Origin of the sequence: Neobacillus driksii, assembly GCF_013409995.1 — a bacterium.
Classification (GTDB): Bacteria; Bacillota; Bacilli; order Bacillales; family Cytobacillaceae; genus Neobacillus; species Neobacillus driksii.
Genome location: NZ_JACCBX010000001.1, coordinates 69,842 through 85,862 on the forward strand (window position 1 = coordinate 69,842; position 16,021 = coordinate 85,862).

The 16,021-nt window shown below is 40.9% G+C and carries 14 protein-coding genes and 1 pseudogene; 12 read left to right on the forward strand and 3 right to left on the reverse strand.

The features are described from left to right. Positions 1-87: 87 nt before the first annotated feature. The 8 genes from F4694_RS00385 (at position 88) to lacD (ending at position 8,380) form a co-directional block, all read left to right on the forward strand. On the forward strand, positions 88-846 hold the full coding sequence (locus F4694_RS00385) for a carbohydrate ABC transporter permease (protein WP_257029094.1): 759 nt from the start codon (positions 88-90) through the stop codon (positions 844-846). Positions 847-898: 52 nt separating this feature from the next. Further along, positions 899-1,759: a metallophosphoesterase family protein gene (locus F4694_RS00390; protein WP_179594927.1), complete on the forward strand. Its 861-nt coding sequence runs from the start codon at positions 899-901 to the stop codon at positions 1,757-1,759. Between the two features lie 36 nt (positions 1,760-1,795). After that, complete coding sequence (locus F4694_RS00395; RefSeq protein ID WP_179594928.1) at positions 1,796-3,025, forward strand: MFS transporter; 1,230 nt, start codon at positions 1,796-1,798, stop codon at positions 3,023-3,025. A gap of 159 nt (positions 3,026-3,184) precedes the next feature. After that, positions 3,185-4,054: an ROK family protein gene (locus F4694_RS00400; protein ID WP_179594929.1), complete on the forward strand. Its 870-nt coding sequence runs from the start codon at positions 3,185-3,187 to the stop codon at positions 4,052-4,054. A gap of 16 nt (positions 4,055-4,070) precedes the next feature. Further along, entirely contained in the window at positions 4,071-5,237 is a 1,167-nt protein-coding gene (locus F4694_RS00405) for an SIS domain-containing protein (RefSeq protein WP_179594930.1), read from the forward strand. A 19-nt stretch (positions 5,238-5,256) separates the two neighbouring features. Beyond that, the gene (gene nagA, locus F4694_RS00410; protein ID WP_179594931.1) at positions 5,257-6,423 is read left to right on the forward strand and encodes an N-acetylglucosamine-6-phosphate deacetylase; all 1,167 of its coding nucleotides are present in this window, start codon (positions 5,257-5,259) and stop codon (positions 6,421-6,423) included. Next, a complete protein-coding gene (gene lacC, locus F4694_RS00415; protein ID WP_179594932.1) occupies positions 6,420-7,355 on the forward strand; it encodes a tagatose-6-phosphate kinase in 936 nt (311 codons plus the stop codon). The genes nagA and lacC overlap by 4 nt, the downstream gene beginning before the upstream one ends. A 14-nt stretch (positions 7,356-7,369) precedes the next feature. Next, complete coding sequence (lacD, locus tag F4694_RS00420) at positions 7,370-8,380, forward strand: tagatose-bisphosphate aldolase (protein ID WP_179594933.1); 1,011 nt, start codon at positions 7,370-7,372, stop codon at positions 8,378-8,380. A 58-nt stretch (positions 8,381-8,438) separates the two neighbouring features. Here the strand turns inward: lacD and F4694_RS00425 are convergent, their stop codons facing one another. After that, on the reverse strand, positions 8,439-8,981 hold the full coding sequence (locus F4694_RS00425; protein WP_179594934.1) for a chromate transporter: 543 nt from the start codon (positions 8,979-8,981) through the stop codon (positions 8,439-8,441). An 18-nt stretch (positions 8,982-8,999) separates the two neighbouring features. After that, positions 9,000-9,611 carry a chromate transporter gene (locus tag F4694_RS00430; protein ID WP_179594935.1) on the reverse strand — a complete coding sequence of 204 codons (612 nt, stop codon included), beginning with the start codon at positions 9,609-9,611 and terminating at the stop codon, positions 9,000-9,002. 157 nt (positions 9,612-9,768) lie between these two features. On the opposite strand from F4694_RS00430, the gene F4694_RS00435 reads away from it, so the two are divergent. From F4694_RS00435 to F4694_RS00450, 4 genes and pseudogenes are all read left to right on the forward strand, one after another. After that, positions 9,769-10,668, forward strand: coding sequence for a LysR family transcriptional regulator (locus F4694_RS00435; RefSeq protein ID WP_179594936.1), 900 nt, complete (start codon positions 9,769-9,771; stop codon positions 10,666-10,668). 238 nt (positions 10,669-10,906) lie between these two features. After that, positions 10,907-11,314, forward strand: a pseudogene (locus F4694_RS00440) (Crp/Fnr family transcriptional regulator); the annotation flags it as partial. Between the two features lie 188 nt (positions 11,315-11,502). Continuing rightward, on the forward strand, positions 11,503-12,354 hold the full coding sequence (locus tag F4694_RS00445; protein WP_179594937.1) for a hypothetical protein: 852 nt from the start codon (positions 11,503-11,505) through the stop codon (positions 12,352-12,354). Between the two features lie 38 nt (positions 12,355-12,392). After that, positions 12,393-14,165 (forward strand): hypothetical protein, encoded by a 1,773-nt coding sequence (locus tag F4694_RS00450; RefSeq protein ID WP_179594938.1) that lies wholly within the window; start codon positions 12,393-12,395, stop codon positions 14,163-14,165. Positions 14,166-14,443: 278 nt separating this feature from the next. Here F4694_RS00450 and F4694_RS00455 read toward each other — a convergent pair whose 3' ends face one another. Further along, entirely contained in the window at positions 14,444-15,859 is a 1,416-nt protein-coding gene (locus F4694_RS00455; protein WP_179594939.1) for a LysM peptidoglycan-binding domain-containing protein, read from the reverse strand. Between the last annotated feature and the right edge of the window lie 162 nt (positions 15,860-16,021).

Genomic DNA, 16,021 nt, shown 5'->3' on the forward strand with positions numbered 1-16,021 from the left:
GAGGGAGATTCATTGGAAAGAACGAGACAGCTTTTGACTAGTAAAACATTCCTTATCCATTTAGTCCTCATTGTTGGATCGGTGGCAATGGTCGTACCTTTTTTATGGATGATCTTAACCTCATTAAAGACCTATGCCGAGTCTATTCAGGTTCCACCAGTGATTATTCCGGAAGATTTCCAATGGGGGAATTACAAAGAGGTTTTTGGACTGCTGCCTTTTTTCAAATTTATGTATAATACCGTTATTGTTACGGTCTTAAGAACAGTCGGGCAATTGTTTCTCTGTTCGTTGGCTGCCTATGCTTTTGCCCGAATTGAATTTCCGGGCAGGAATATTTTGTTTATCCTGGCGTTATCTGTTCTAATGGTTCCTGGGCAAGTGTTTTTGTTGCCTCAATATATGATTATGGTGAAATTGGGTTGGTTGAATTCATTGCAAGCTGTCATTGTCCCTGGATTGTTTAGCGCCTTCGGTACATTCCTGCTGCGTCAATTCTTTATGGGGCTCCCAAAAGAACTAGAAGAGGCAGCTAGACTGGATGGCTGCAATCACTTCCAAATTTATTGGAAGATAATGCTACCCCTTGCGAAACCTGGTTTGATTGCATTAGGTATTTTCACTACTCTTTGGAGTTGGAATGAACTAATGTGGCCAATGATTGTGAATAGTTCTCCAGAATCTATGACACTTTCTGCCGGATTGTCATCGCTCCAAGGTCAATATTTAACCAACTATCCGATCCTAATGGCTGGATCCTTTTTAGCTATCCTGCCAATGTTGATTTTATTCATCATCCTGCAAAAACAATTTATTGAAGGAATTGCTGTAACAGGCGGAAAATAAATAGGTAAGTTCCTTGTTTAAGGTTAAGCAATCATTATTTAAGGGGGATTCGATGAGTACAAATAAACCTCTGTTTTCATTTTTTGTTATTAGCGATATCCAGTTAACTTGCCAAAACGAAATTTCACATCAAAAATTTGCCCATGCTTTACGGGATTTGCATGAAATAGATTTAGATGCCTCAGCTTTAATTATTAATGGTGATTTAGTTGATGATGGGAAGGCAGAAAGTTATAAAAAAATCAGGGAGATTTTGGATAACGGGCCACATCCAAAGGACGTTTTTTTCACAATAGGAAACCATGAATTCTTTAAAAACGATGGTAATGAACCTTCAATAGGCCGATTTTTAGCGTTTAGTCATCTCGAAAAAGTTTATTACGATAAAGAAATAGGTAATCATACCTTCCTATTTTTAGGAACAGAAAGCTGGGGACCTATTGGAAGTCCTACGAAAGATTCAGCTGTCTTAAGCGATGAACAAATCAATTGGTTAAAAGGAAAAATAGATAAGTCGAAACATGATACGAAACCAGTTTTTGTTTTTTTGCATCAGCCTATACCATTTACTTTATTTGGAACAGATATAGAATACTATCAAAATAGTATTATTCAAGATCAGGATTTATTGAATATTTTATCAGGCTGTAAAAACGTATTCTATTTTTCAGGACATTCCCATTTTGATCTTCGTTTTCCAAAGATGTTTGTAGATACGCCTTTTAATATGATAAACACAGGTGCTGTATATAATACATGGGGACCTGATGGAGCAGGAGGAGAAACGGTTATCGATTCATTTGGAAGTCAGGGATTATATATACAAGTATTTAAGGATCGGGTATTCATTTTGGGGCGGGATTTTACGAATAAGCAATGGATTCAAGAATATCAATTAAACATCGAATATTAACTTTTTTGGTCTATAAAGAAGGGAATAACACATCTGATGATTGAAGATACTCCTTCAAAAAAACCTATTGTTGTCATTGCTCTGGTCACGGCTGTTTGTTTATTGGGAAATGAGATGCTGTTTATTGTTCTTCCTATTTATTGGGAATTTTTTGGTCTAAACTCCCTTTGGCAGGTTGGGATCCTATTATCCGCGAATCGGATTATTAGAATTCCACTTAACTCATTAGTCGGGTTTTGCTATCAAAGGACCAGCAAACGAAAAGGTTTAATGATTGCTGTCATTTTGGCAGTTATTTCGACATTTTCCTATGGTGTATTAAAAGGATTTTGGCTGCTTTTATTTGCTCGGTGCATATGGGGAATATCGTGGTCATTTTTTCGATTAGGCGGGTATTTAACGATTATTTCTTGCTCCGACTCCAAAACAAGAGGACAATATGTCGGTTTATATAACGGACTTTGGGGACTTGGAACATTATTCGGGATGTTACTAGGCGGATTTTTTTCTGATCTTATTGGCATTCAGACAGTGACTACTTTGTTTTCAGTTATGGGTGCTTGCAGTCTTCCGTTTATTGTAAAACATGTTCCCAACACAAAGACAATCGAAGTAAGGAAAAATTTTGATAAGAAAAACACCTTGGTCATATGGAAAGATAAAAGAGTAGTATCAGCTTTTATTACCGGTTTAGTAGTTGCTTTTGCTGTATATGGAGTTTTTACTTCCACTTTTAGTAAAATAGTGGAATTTCATATTGATCAAAAAATGGTTATATTAGGATTTTCAATAGGTGCAGCATCATTGACAGGTATATTTCAGGCTATTCGAACAGGTTGGGAACCCTTCCTTGCACCTTATCTTGGAAAATGTTCCGACCTAAAGTGGGGGAGAATCCCTATTTTAATTTTAGGATTGTTAACGGCTTCATTATGCTTCGCAGTTTTCCCTTTAGATTTATCTGTAGGTTTATTTATAGGAATGATATTGCTGTTCCAGTTAACGTCAACCTTATTAATAACAATGAGTGACACGATTGCAGCAGACCTCACAGAAAGCCAATCACACGTAACAATCATTGCATTATATACATTATTTTCAGATGTTGGTGCTGCCCTAGGACCTTTAATTAGTTTTATTATAATGGATGAATTTGGAGTTAAATGGAGTTATTGGCTAACAAGTTTCATAATCCTGCCCCTGGGTATATATTGGATTATTTGTTTTAAAAAAGAACAACCAAAAAGAATCTATATGTCGGGTTGACCCAACAAGTAGGTTTGATATAAAATAATTAATAATTAGATTGTATGTGTGGTTTGGAAACTCATAGTATTTTGACTATGAGTTTTTATTGAATAATACTTGTACCAACAACCCATCTATATGATAGGTTGACATAATATTAATTAGAGGTGCAGAAAAATGAAAAAGGCCATCGGGATTGATATAGGCGGGACAAAGATTGCAGCCGGAATCATTTCGGAATCGGGAGAATTGCTTCACCAGCAGGAAGTGAAAAGTGATCCTTCCGACCGAGAAAGTATGTTTAAACAAGTAGTAACAGCGGTAGAACAAGTTCTTAAAGGAACATTGTTGTCAGAGATTGAAGGTATCGGCGCCGGGGTACCAGGAAAAGTTGATCGCGAGAACGGTATCGCTATTTTTCAAAACAATTTGCCTTGGCAGCAGTTTCCGATTGCCGCACGATTACGGGAACAATTTGGCGCCAAGCCAATCACCATTGACAACGATGTCTATATGGCCGCATTTGCCGAGTGGAAAACGACACAAGGCCAAATGAATGAAACCTTTGTTTACGTGACGATCAGTACAGGTATCTCCTGTTGTATCATCCATAATGGTTTCTTTTTGAGAGGAGCCGGATTCGCCGGTGAGTTGGGGTTGATTCCGGTTCTTTCGAAAGAGGGCAATGAACGGCTGGAAAAAATCGCTGCCGGTCCAGGGATTCAGAATATAGCGGGGATTCCAACCAAGGATGTTTTTACTGGATATGTAAACGGGTCAAAGGAATTCCAGTCCATTATCGATGAGGCGGCCAATCATTTAGCACAAGGGCTCTATTCCATTTCTAGTTTAATAGATCCGCACAAAATGGTATTTGGCGGCAGTGTCATCGTGAATAATCCTTTTCTGCTTGAGTTAATCAAAGAAAAGCTAAAAACCTATCAAATTTCTGAACAGCAGCACCTATTAGACCAAATGAGCATCAGTACACTGGCGCAAAATAATGGGGTTGTTGGTGCAGGATTGCGAGTATTCGAGAGAATCTAATAAGGAGTGAGTGGTTATGTTTACATTAAGCAGTGAAAAATTAGTGCCATTAGGTGCATCGGTCACAACGGCAGAAATAAAACAACAGCCAGAGCTATGGGGTGAAGCCTATGCCTTGTTTACAGAAAAAAGCAGAGAGATAGAAGAGTTTTTCCTGAAATTATCAATGAAGCACGCCAGGGTTCGAGTCATTTTTACAGGCGCTGGGACATCTGCTTATGTCGGTGAAACTGTCACACCTTATCTAAAAGGAAAAATTGATGAAAACAAGTGGGAAATGCTAAGTATTCCGACGACCGATTTGGTGTCAAATCCTTATCAGTTTTTAAAAGCTGATTTTCCAACATTACTGGTTTCGTTTGCTAGAAGTGGCAACAGCCCGGAAAGTGTGGCCGCCGTACAATTAGCTGAGCAAATTGTAACCGACTTGTATCAGTTGACGATTACATGTGCGAAGGATGGTAAATTAGCACAACTGGCAAAAGGTGATGAGAATCATTTATTACTATTGATGCCTGAGAAATCGAATGATCAGGGATTTGCCATGACCGGAAGTTATACTTGCATGGCGTTAACAGCCTTACTTGTTTTTGATCCTTTGTCAGTGGAAGAGAAAGGGTCAATCGTGAAAACCATTTGTCAAATGGGTGAAAGTGTCATTCGAAGGGAAGAAGCCATTCAAGAAATAATTGATTGTCATTTTGACAGAATCATTTACCTAGGGTCTGGCAGTTTAGAAGGATTAGCAAGAGAATCGCAATTAAAAATACTAGAGTTAACCGCGGGAAAAATAGTCACCGCCTATGATTCACCGTTGGGGTTCCGCCACGGCCCTAAATCCTTTGTCAATGAAAAATCATTGGTGTTTGTATTTGTTTCTAACCATCCCTATACACGTAAATACGATTTAGATATTTTAAAAGAAATGCAGCAGGATAACATTGCCAGCTACATTTGTGCCATCGGTGTGGATGGAGAAATCAATTATGATGGGAACACATTCTCATTTGGCAGCGAGGCCGGGTCCATACCAGATGCATACTTGGCATTACCTTTTGTCATGATTGGACAAACAATTTCTTTGCTGACTTCGATAAAGGTTGGTAATACGCCAGATACCCCATCTCCGACAGGAACGGTAAACCGGGTTGTTAAAGGCGTAACGATTTACGAATATCAGTAACATGATAGGGGAAATAGGCATGGTACGTTATATCTATGCAGATAAGTTTTTTCTAGATGGGACGGTTACAGGTCCTGGTTTTTTAAAAATAAAAGACGGAAGATTCGGCGATTTCTCGAAGGAAATGCCAGATAAGGCTGCAGAAGTCATTGATTATACAGGTCACTGGATTGCTCCTGGTTTAGTAGATACACATATTCATGGATTTCGAAATCACGATATTATGGACTGTGATTTTGAAGGGCTGAATCAGATTTCTGAAGGGCTTCTTTCCTGCGGAGTAACATCCTTTTTACCGACAACCTTAACCTCATCCACTGAAGCACTGAATACTATAGTTGAAATGATTGGTACCCACTACACAAAAGTTCGTGGAGCAAAAATTAAAGGAATTTTTTTAGAAGGGCCGTTTTTTACCGAAAAACATAAAGGGGCGCAAAACACGAAATATTTCTGTGATCCCTCGATTGAAAAATTAAAAACATGGCAGAAACAATCCAAACAATTGGTTAGAAAAATTGCGATTGCCCCTGAAAGAAAGGGTGCAGCAGAATTTATTGAATATGCCGCCAGCGAAGAAATTGCGGTGGCGTTAGCACATAGCGATGCAACGTATGAACAAGCACAACATGCAGTTGAAAAAGGCGCAATCATATTTGTTCATACCTTCAATGGCATGAGTCCCCTGCACCATCGTGAGCCGGGGATGGCTGGTGCAGCAATAAATCTAAAAGATGTTTTTGCCGAAATCATTTGTGATGGACACCATGTTCATCCTGCTGCCGCCAACATCTTAATGAATGCCCGCGGAAGAGACCAAACCCTGCTGGTGACTGATTGTATGATGGCTGGAGGCATGCCGGAGGGAAACTATCAGCTGGGGGAATTTCCTGTAGAGGTGAAGGACGGGGCTGCCCGAATCGCAGGCGGCAGTTTAGCAGGCAGTATTTTACAATTAAAGGATGCCGTTAAAAATGTCGTTGAATGGGGAATTGCAACACCGGAGGAAGCCATCTATATGGCGAGTACAGCTCCTGCTAAAAGTATTGGGATGGAAGGCGAATGCGGGAAGATTGCCACGGGCTATGGTGCCGACTTTATCGTATTAACTCCTGATTTGGGGTTAATGGCAACGTACCTTGATGGAGTATGCCGTTATCAAGTACAGAAAGAGGGAGTGCGATGATTTTAGCGGTCACCATGAATCCATCCGTTGATATTTCCTATCACCTCCATGAATTCAAGTTAGATGGAGTGAATCGTGTGGAAAATGTTCGGAAAACGGCGGGCGGCAAAGGCCTGAATGTTGCCCGCGTGATCACACAAATGGAAGAAGATGTCTTGGCAACGGGTGTACTCGGCGGAACACTCGGTGACTACATCGTCCAAGAATTAAAGAAAAGCGATATTCCCAGTGACTTTTTAAAAATTGAAAAAGAATCGAGAAATTGTATCGCTATTCTTCATGAAGGCATGCAAACAGAAATTTTAGAATCTGGGCCAACCTTAACGAAAGAAGAAGGGGCAGATTTTTTAGGGAAATTTAATGACCTGTTGTCTAAGGTTACATTTGTGACGATTTCAGGCAGTTTACCAAAGGGGCTGGAGGCCGACTTTTATAAAAAAATGTTAACGATGAGTCAGAAAAAAGGGGTTCCTGTACTATTGGACACCTCTGGTGAATCATTAAGAAAAGCCTTGTTACATAAAGAAAAACCATTAGCGATTAAGCCCAATACGGAGGAATTGTCTCAACTGCTTGGCTTTGAGGTAGATGGCAGGATAGGCAGTTTGAAACATGCTTTGGATCAGGAGTTGTTTAAAGGAATTGACTGGATTGTCGTCTCGATGGGTAAGCATGGTGCCTTTGTAAGGCATGATGGTGATGACTACCGGATTACCATCCCAAAAATAGACGTGGTGAATCCAGTCGGCTCTGGAGATGCTACCGTTGCAGGGTTAGCGGTGGCACTGAAACTCAATTTGCCTGTCGAGGAAGTTCTTAAAACAGCTATGACGACAGGAATGCTTAATACGATGGAAGCAGGAACCGGTTCAATAAACATGACCAAGTTTGACCAGTATTATGATTTGGTAATGGTTGAAAGAATAGATTGATAGGGGGAATAACGATGTTAGAAGTAACACAAAACAAATTAGCAGCTTTAAAACGTTTATCAGATGAAAATGGTGTAATAGGAGCTTTAGCGATTGACCAGCGCGGGTCATTAAAAAAAATGATTGCAGCGGGAAGTACGAATGATGTCGGGGATGAAGGCATCATCACCTTTAAAGAATTGGTTTCTGAAGAATTAACACCCTACTCAACTGCGATTCTATTAGATCCAGAATTTGGACTTCCGGCGGCTAAAGCCCGCAGTAAAGACGCTGGATTATTAGTTGCCTATGAAAAGACAGGATATGACGCTACTGCCGTGGGCCGTCTGCCTGATTTATTACCGGAATGGTCCGTCAAACGATTAAAAGAGGCAGGGGCCGATGCTGTTAAATTTTTATTGTATTATGATGTAGATGAAAACGAGAAAATCAATGATTATAAACATGTTTATATGGAACGAGTCGGAGCGGAGTGTGTGGCTGAAGATATTCCGTTTTTCTTAGAAATCGTATCTTATGACGCCGAAAATGAAGATGTAAAAAGTAAAGAGTATGCAAAAGTAAAGCCGCATAAGGTGATTGAGGCGATGAGGGAATTTTCCAAACCGCAGTACCATGTGGATGTCTTAAAAGTAGAAGTTCCTGTCAACATGAACTTTGTTGAAGGTTACACTGAAGGTGAAACGATCTATAGTCAAGAAGAAGCTGCAGCGTATTTTAAAGAACAAAGTGAGGCAACAGACCTGCCGTTTATTTTTTTAAGTGCCGGAGTAAGTGCTGAGTTATTCCAAGAGACCTTGAAATTTGCTAAGAAATCTGGTTCCAGTTTTAATGGCGTATTATGCGGCCGTGCAACCTGGAAAGACGGTGTTGCCCCTTTTGCTTCTGGTGGAGAACAAGCAGGTCGTGAATGGTTACAAGTCGTGGGCAAAAAGAATATTGAAGAACTTAATGTCGTTTTGAAAGAATCAGCGAGCTCCTGGTTTGATAAGGTTCATAACCGTAATAATCTTGTATCTTCTTAAGCTAGTAAAATGGCCTGTTCATCAAGAACCGGCCTTTTGATATTTAAAATAAGTATGATCAAGAATAGAGTGTTATTCCTATTAGCCCGGAAAGGGCAATTACATAAATGGGATTCCAACGAAGTTTTAATAAGGCGAATAAGGATAGTGCAAAGATAATCCATAAGCTTATGGAACGAAAAGAGCCATTTAAGGAAACAAGGTGATTGGCCTCTGCAAAACTTATCGCGGCGAAGATAATTAAACTAGTAACAAGCGGCTTTAACCCATAGAACATCGCTTCTACCAAGGGATTGTGATGCATTTTTACAAAAAAGGCAGCTGCAATTAGGACTAAAATCAAAGAGGGAAGCAAGATGGCAAAGGCAGATAGAATGGCGCCGCTGATTCCTGCTGTTGAATAACCTATTAGAATTGCACTATTGGCAGCAATTGGTCCTGGAGACATACCAGCAATAGCGATCATATTGGTTAACTGTTCGGGGGACATCCAGCCGTATTTTGTAACTGCTGCTTCGATAAAGGGCATCATTGCGTATCCTCCTCCAAAGGAGAAAAACCCCATGTGAAAAAATGTGTGGAATAGTTCCCATAACTCCATGCTTAGTCCTCCTTGTTCTTAGATTCCAGCCCCCATAAAATAATCAGGGTTCTTGGCAGGATCCTTACTCTTCTTATGTTTGTAGCCCATTTTTTTCTTTGAAAAAACCACTACAACACCGGTTAAGGCTCCGAGCAGAATGGCAGTGGTTGGATGAACAAAAAACAATACCGGAACCCCTGCAAGCGTAATAAAGAAGGTGGTTTTGTCAACGATCGCCGTTTTGGCGATTTTGATGGCTGCATAGATAATAATGGCTACAATGCTGATTCTTATCGATACAAATGCCGCTTCTAGCTTTGGATGATCATGAATGAAAAGGTAGGACACTCCTAAAGCGAGAACGATTAAAAAAGTGGGAAGCGAAACCCCGATCATTGCGGCTAGTGCTCCTTTAACTCCGCCAATTCTATAGCCAATAAAAGTGGCCGAGTTAATGGCCACCGATCCGGGTATCGATTGTGATAGGGCAAACACATCTGCCACTTCCTCGCTGTCCAGCCATTTTCGCTTTTCTACTATTTCTCTTACAATTAGAGGGACCATGGCAAAGCCCCCTCCAAATGTAACAGGGCTTATTTTAAAAAAGGTCCAAAAGATTTCAATTAGTGCTTTCCAACGTTCCTTCATTTTTATCCCTCCTGTGCGGGAATACGAATCTATATACTAAGGTTATCAGACCTGACTTGATGGGTAAATTGCAATAAATTTATAGGCTATAACCAAAACGTATAGCCTGTGGAATATAATACTAGAGAAGATAGTTGTTTTGTGGAGGTTGAGTTTTTTGAATATAGAGAGTCTGCAAATGTTTTGTTTAGTCGTAGATGAAGGAAGTATTAGTCAGGCTGCAAGATTAAGCTATGTCTCTCAGCCTGCTGTAACAAGACAGATTCACCAACTGGAAAATTTTTATGGTGCATTGTTATTTGACCGGAGTGATGGAAAGCTGAAGGTAACAGGAGCTGGAAAAATGTTATATCCGTTTGCTAAATCCATCGTTCATGATTTTCATCGTTCCAAGGAAAGCATCAAACAGGCAATGGGTGAGTATCATACAAATCTTCATGTCGGTGCATCTTTTACGATCGGTGAGTATTTATTACCGAGCTTATTGGGGCGTTATAAAAAACAAACACCTGACATCAAAGTGACGTTGACGATAAAAAATACCCCAGGTGTTTTGGAAGATTTATCGAATGATGTAATCGACATGGCCCTGGTAGAAGGCCTGGTCGAGAATAAGGAATTTATCGTTGAGAAATTTGCTGATGATGAACTCATTGTTGTTTGTTCGCCAGAACATGTGTGGGGAGAACAGATCCAGATTGAAGAGCTGATTCATGAACGGATGATTTGGCGGGAATCTGGATCAGGAACACGATTGATTGTGGAGAACTCCTTAAGAGAACATGGGATAGTAGAAAAAATGGAAAGCTATATGGAATTAGGCAGTACGCAGGCAATCAAAAGTGCCGTCGAAGCAGGACTAGGAATCAGTATTCTGCCAAGACTAACGGTTGCTAGAGAGCTGAAGCTTGGACTATTAAGAGAAGTAGGTATTGAAGGAGTCATCATATCCAGAAACCTATGGCTTGTTAAAAAACAACAACGCTTCAATAAAATCGGCGTTTCCGGGTTCTTAGAATTCATCCAAAATAGTGGGGGACACGCCTCGATATCGTAGCATTTTGAATTTTAACGGTGTCAGTAATACAGAATAAATAGGCTACGGCTATTGGCATAGGGGTCTTGAGGACAAATCGTACTCGCTGCCCAAGGGATTCGTCCTCAATGCCTGGGGGTTGAGGACAAATCGTACTCGCTGCCCAAAGGATTCGTCCTCAATTAGGGGTCTTGAGGACAAATCGGACGAGTGCGAAGAAGGAAATGTCCTCAATGTGGGGTCTTGAGGACAAATCGGATTAACAGGCGGATTTGACGCTGCCGGATTCCTAAAAGGTGCGATTGCGAATCCAGTAAAAGGTCCAGATGGCAACATGGTTTATAGCTGGTACGTTCATTTCTTAGATAGCTTTGCTTTACCAAACATCGATGTGTTCAACTTCATCGTTCCTTGGGGCGAAACATTGATCGGTTTAGGACTTCTATTAGGCTGTTTAACAACAGCGGCTATGTTCTTTGGTCTAGTGATGAACTTCAGCTTTTTCTTAGCAGGAACTGTATCTCATAACCCAACTGATATTTTCTTAGGCTTCATCATCTTAGCAGCAGGCTTCAACGCTGGTAAATATGGTTTAGACCGCTGGGTGGTACCATTCATCCGCAAAACAGCTAAGACTTATTCTGAAAAAAGTAAAGCCGCAGCCTAACTTATAGGTACAAAAAGACGATTCGTTCCCCCCGAATCGTCTTTTTTTAATGCTTAAAATTACCTAAAAACTCTAGCGTGATTGGGTGAAAAGAAGCATTTTTAAGAAAAGACGACATAAAACGAAGATTATGCTCGAATTTTGTCCGTGAACGCAACAATTCATATTCATTGAAAGGGGGTGAAAATGTGCACTTCCGCCAATTACTTATATTTGCACTACTGGTTGGTGCAGCGATGCTTTTTCCAGACAATGCTTTTGCTGAGAAGAATGAACTTCGCTCTCAAAAGGGACAAGCCCCGGCTTCGATACCGGAACATGTTTCAATACCAGAGCAGGCATCTGTACCAGAAGCTGCTTCAATTCCAGAACCAGCGACAATAGCAGTACCAGCAAAGTCTGAAGAAGCGAAATCGCTGAATAAGACGATTCCTGAACAGGCTCGTGAAAACCAGGTACAAGCAAAACAACGACCAGCCCAAAATCAGGCTTCATCAGAAAAAAGTTTGCCTGAGCAGGCCAATGGAAACATAAAGTCGGTGGTAAAGAATGCTGAGAATGTTGCTCAGGTTAATGTCCCTGAACAAGCAGAGGCAACTCATACAGTAGAAAAGTTGACTCCAAATCATTCTATCCAAGTTACGGATCGTGAAGTTAATGTTGAAAAAGTAAAACCAGAAACAGTAAATGATACTGTGTATTTGCAAGCTGAAGACGTAGACATAACAATGTCAGAATCCGTTGTGCAGGAGCCACAGAAAGAACCTGCCACGAAGGAAGAGATTCCTAAGGGGAACCAAGTACTGAATCAATCACAAAGAAGCAACAGTTCTGGGGGTCAATCAAATGATCGGGTTAATCAAGGGATAAATAATTTAAGCTTTTTGGATAAATGGTTTGAATGGAATCACTACTTTGAAATCAAACTAGCCCAGCCATACCTTTCCCGGTTGGCCTTGATGAATACTCAATGGGTGAATGCTCCGCCAGCACCGCCGCCGCAGGCAGCTCCTTTATTTACTAATGTCACCCGCAGCTAAAAGCCACGGATCATGATAATAAAAGGAGCGAATTAAAAATGAAACATTACTTAAACCCTAATAAAGTTGCTAAATCTTTTGTACTTGCAGGAGCATTATCGTTTGGAATTTTTGCTGGAGGTCAATTTACTGAAGCAGCAGGTCCAGATCACGCTAAAGCTGAAAAAACGGTTCAAGTGAAACCATCCAATAACGCAAAGGTTAATGTGGAGGTTAAACCAGTGGTTCCGGCAGCACCGGCAGCACCAGCAGCACCAGCAGCACCAGCAGTACAGGCCAAAGATGAAGTAAAGCTTAATAAAGAAAAGGCTAGTAAGTCGCAGGCAAGCGTACATGCAAGCGAAAATGCAAAATTGCATGCAGCCCCAAATTCAGCTGTTCATGGAAAGGGAGAAAAAGCTGAAGATGTGGTGGTGGATGAGGCAGTAAAGCAAGAAGAACCAGTTGAGGAAACCACACCTGTCATTGACCTTCAACCCGAAGCTGCAACGGATGTAACCGAAGCAGATACCACTACTGATTCTGAAGAAGCGGTTGACGTTGATCAAGATGTAACTGTAAAAACAGAAGATGAGGATGACGCGGCAAAAGACGAGGAAGAAGAAACAGCTGCTGACTCCGATTCAGTTGTAAGAATTGAAGATGAAGAAGATGAGGATGAAGATTCCGAAAACGTCGACTTTGAAACAGACGCAATTGTAAAAACGGAAGATGACGAAGAAGCTGAGGTTGTTGAAGAAGAGGAAAAAGTAAACCCATCTGCGGCTAACAAAGCAAAGTCACAAGCAAGTGTAAAAGCAAGTGAAACTGCTAAAGAACATGCAGCAGCGAATTCGGCTGTACTTGCAGTAGCAGTAGAAGTACCTGCTGAGGACGCTGTTGAAGTGGAAACTGGTGTTGAATCTGAAGAGGTTGCTGAAGAAGTAGTGACTGAAGAAGAAACAGTAGTAGTTGATACTGAAACAGAAGAAACAGAAGTAGTTGAAGAAGAGGCAGAAGTAACTGAGGTTGAAAAAGTAAACCCATCTGCAGCTAACAAAGCAAAGTCACAAGCAGGTGTAAAAGCAAGTGAAACTGCTAAAGCACATGCAGCAGCGAATTCAGCTGTACTTGCAGTAGCAGTAGAAGTACCTGCTGAGGACGCTGTTGAATTGGAAACTGGTGTTGAATCTGAAGAGGTTGCTGAAGAAGTAGTGACTGAAGAAGAAACAGTAGTAGTTGATACTGAAACAGAAGAAACCGAAGTAGTTGAAGAAGAGGCAGAAGTAACTGAGGTTGAAAAAGTAAAACCATCTGCGGCAAACAAAGCAAAGTCACAAGCAAGTGTAAAAGCAAGTGAAACTGCTAAAGCACATGCAGCAGCGAATTCAGCTGTACTTGCAGTAGCAGTAGAAGTACCTGCTGAGGAAGCTGTTGAAGTGGAAACTGGTGTTGAATCTGAAGAGGTTGCTGAAGAAGTAGTGACTGAAGAAGAAACAGTAGTAGTTGATACTGAAACAGAAGAAACCGAAGTAGTTGAAGAAGAGGCAGAAGTAACTGAGGTTGAAAAAGTAAACCCATCTGCGGCAAACAAAGCAAAGTCACAAGCAAGTGTAAAAGCAAGTGAAACTGCTAAAGCACATGTAGCAGCGAATTCAGCTGTACTTGCAGTAGCAGTAGAAGTACCTGCTGAGGAAGCTGTTGAAGTTACGACCGAAGTTGGATCTGAAGAGGTTGCAGAAGATGTAGTACCTGCTCAAGAAGCTATTGAAGTAGGAACTGAAGTTGTAACTGAAGAAGATGCTGTGGTCGAAATTGACTTAAAAAATTAATAAATATTAAATGAGAAACCGAAGGATTTTTCCTTCGGTTTTTTATATTTTTCTATTAATCTTAACATGTTAAATTAGTATAAAAATATTGTATTCTTTTCACACTGAAGTCAGAAGACGCTCCAGGTTCAGACACAGAAGCAACGGAATCCGGCAAGCCTGTCAGAATTATCCCTGATTCTGACACAGTTGCCATTTTATTCATCAAACCATTTTTTATATCCCCACATTGTATCATGCCTTTGTTTAATCTTTAAATTGCCAAATTAACTCCAAATTTATTGACTTAACTTTCTTATATTAAAATTGTCTCTTAATAACGTCCAGTTTGACGGATATGGATATCCTAATGCCCAGTAACTGATTCCGCGAAGTTTGAATTCTTTTGCCAAGTCGAATTTTGCTTGGGCACTTCGAGCGTCTTCAAACCAAACTTCATGCCCGCGTCCTTGTTCATCGACGTAGCGGAAATATGGTGATTGGGTGAGGGTGTCATATTGAATGGCGGCACCGTATTTTACGGCTCGAGCAACTGCTTCTTGCGTACTAAATGTTTCAGCCTCCTGCCCTTGAACATGTGGGGTAAGCCAATCTCGAGCATAAATTTGAAATCCTAAGAATATTTTTTCTGCTGGCATGACTGATAGAGCATACTCCACGACACGTCTCATTTGGTTAACCGGTGAGATTGCTTGCGGCGGGCCAAGACGATATCCCCACTCATAGGTCATGAGCACAACGAAATCGGCAATTCGACCATGTGCCTCGTAATCATGGGCCTCATATAACAGACCGGCTTGTGTTGCACTCAATTTTGGAGCTACGGCGGTTGAGACAAAATAGCCTCGTGGATGAAGGCGGTCGACGGTGAGCTGAAGAAATTGATTGTAATTCACCCGGTCAGCCGGTAATACATTTTCAAAATCAATGTTTACTCCCCGGTATCCCTTTTCCTCCATAATCCGTAGAACATTGGTAATGACTTTTTCTCGTATTTCCGGACTAGCCAAAATGGTATGGGCTACATTGGAGCCGGCTGCAGTTGAAGTAAAGTTTGTAATCGACATCATCGGTACGACGTTTTCTGCTATGGCGGCTTGAATCATTAAATCGTCGCGTACTGGCTGCAAGTCCCCGCTTTCATTAATAAGATAGGCAAAAGGACTGGCATACGTAAGGAAGTCACCAAGTTCATGTATGGTTTGGGCACCTGAGGCGTCTGCTTGATAGGAATAAGCATTTACTTCAATGGTTGGTTTCTGCACTGGAATTCTGAGTTGTAAACCCGGGTAAATAAGGTTTGGATTTTGTATCTGATTCTCGCTGATAAGAGCTTGAACGGTAACTCCATATCGGTTAGCCACTTGCCATAACGTTTCTCCCGGCTGGATAGTGTGGATTCTTGACGGAATTAATAGGCGGGTTCCAGGATACAAAACATTTGGATTGGTGATTTGATTTGCCTGGATAATTGAATTAATTGTCACACCATATTGTTGTGAAATGGACCATAACGTTTCACCGCTTTTTATGACGTGCCACGTCCCTGGTACTAGTACGACTAAAGACTGTCCAACCACCAGCTGGTTTGGGTTTTGCAGACCGTTTCCTTCGATAATTCCATTCATACTCACATTATAACGATTGGCAATTTGCCAAAGTGATTCTCCGCTCCGGACAACATGTATAACCAAAAGATCGCCCCCTACTTTTCCACCAATAATGTACTATATGTAGTAATGGGCATTGTGTCATCTGTCTAGATAAAGGAGTTTTTTCGTTATTTATAGAAGAGTAATACCGAGATTAAGGCGTATGATTGTTTCTACCTATACTATAAACGGGGAAAATTTAAA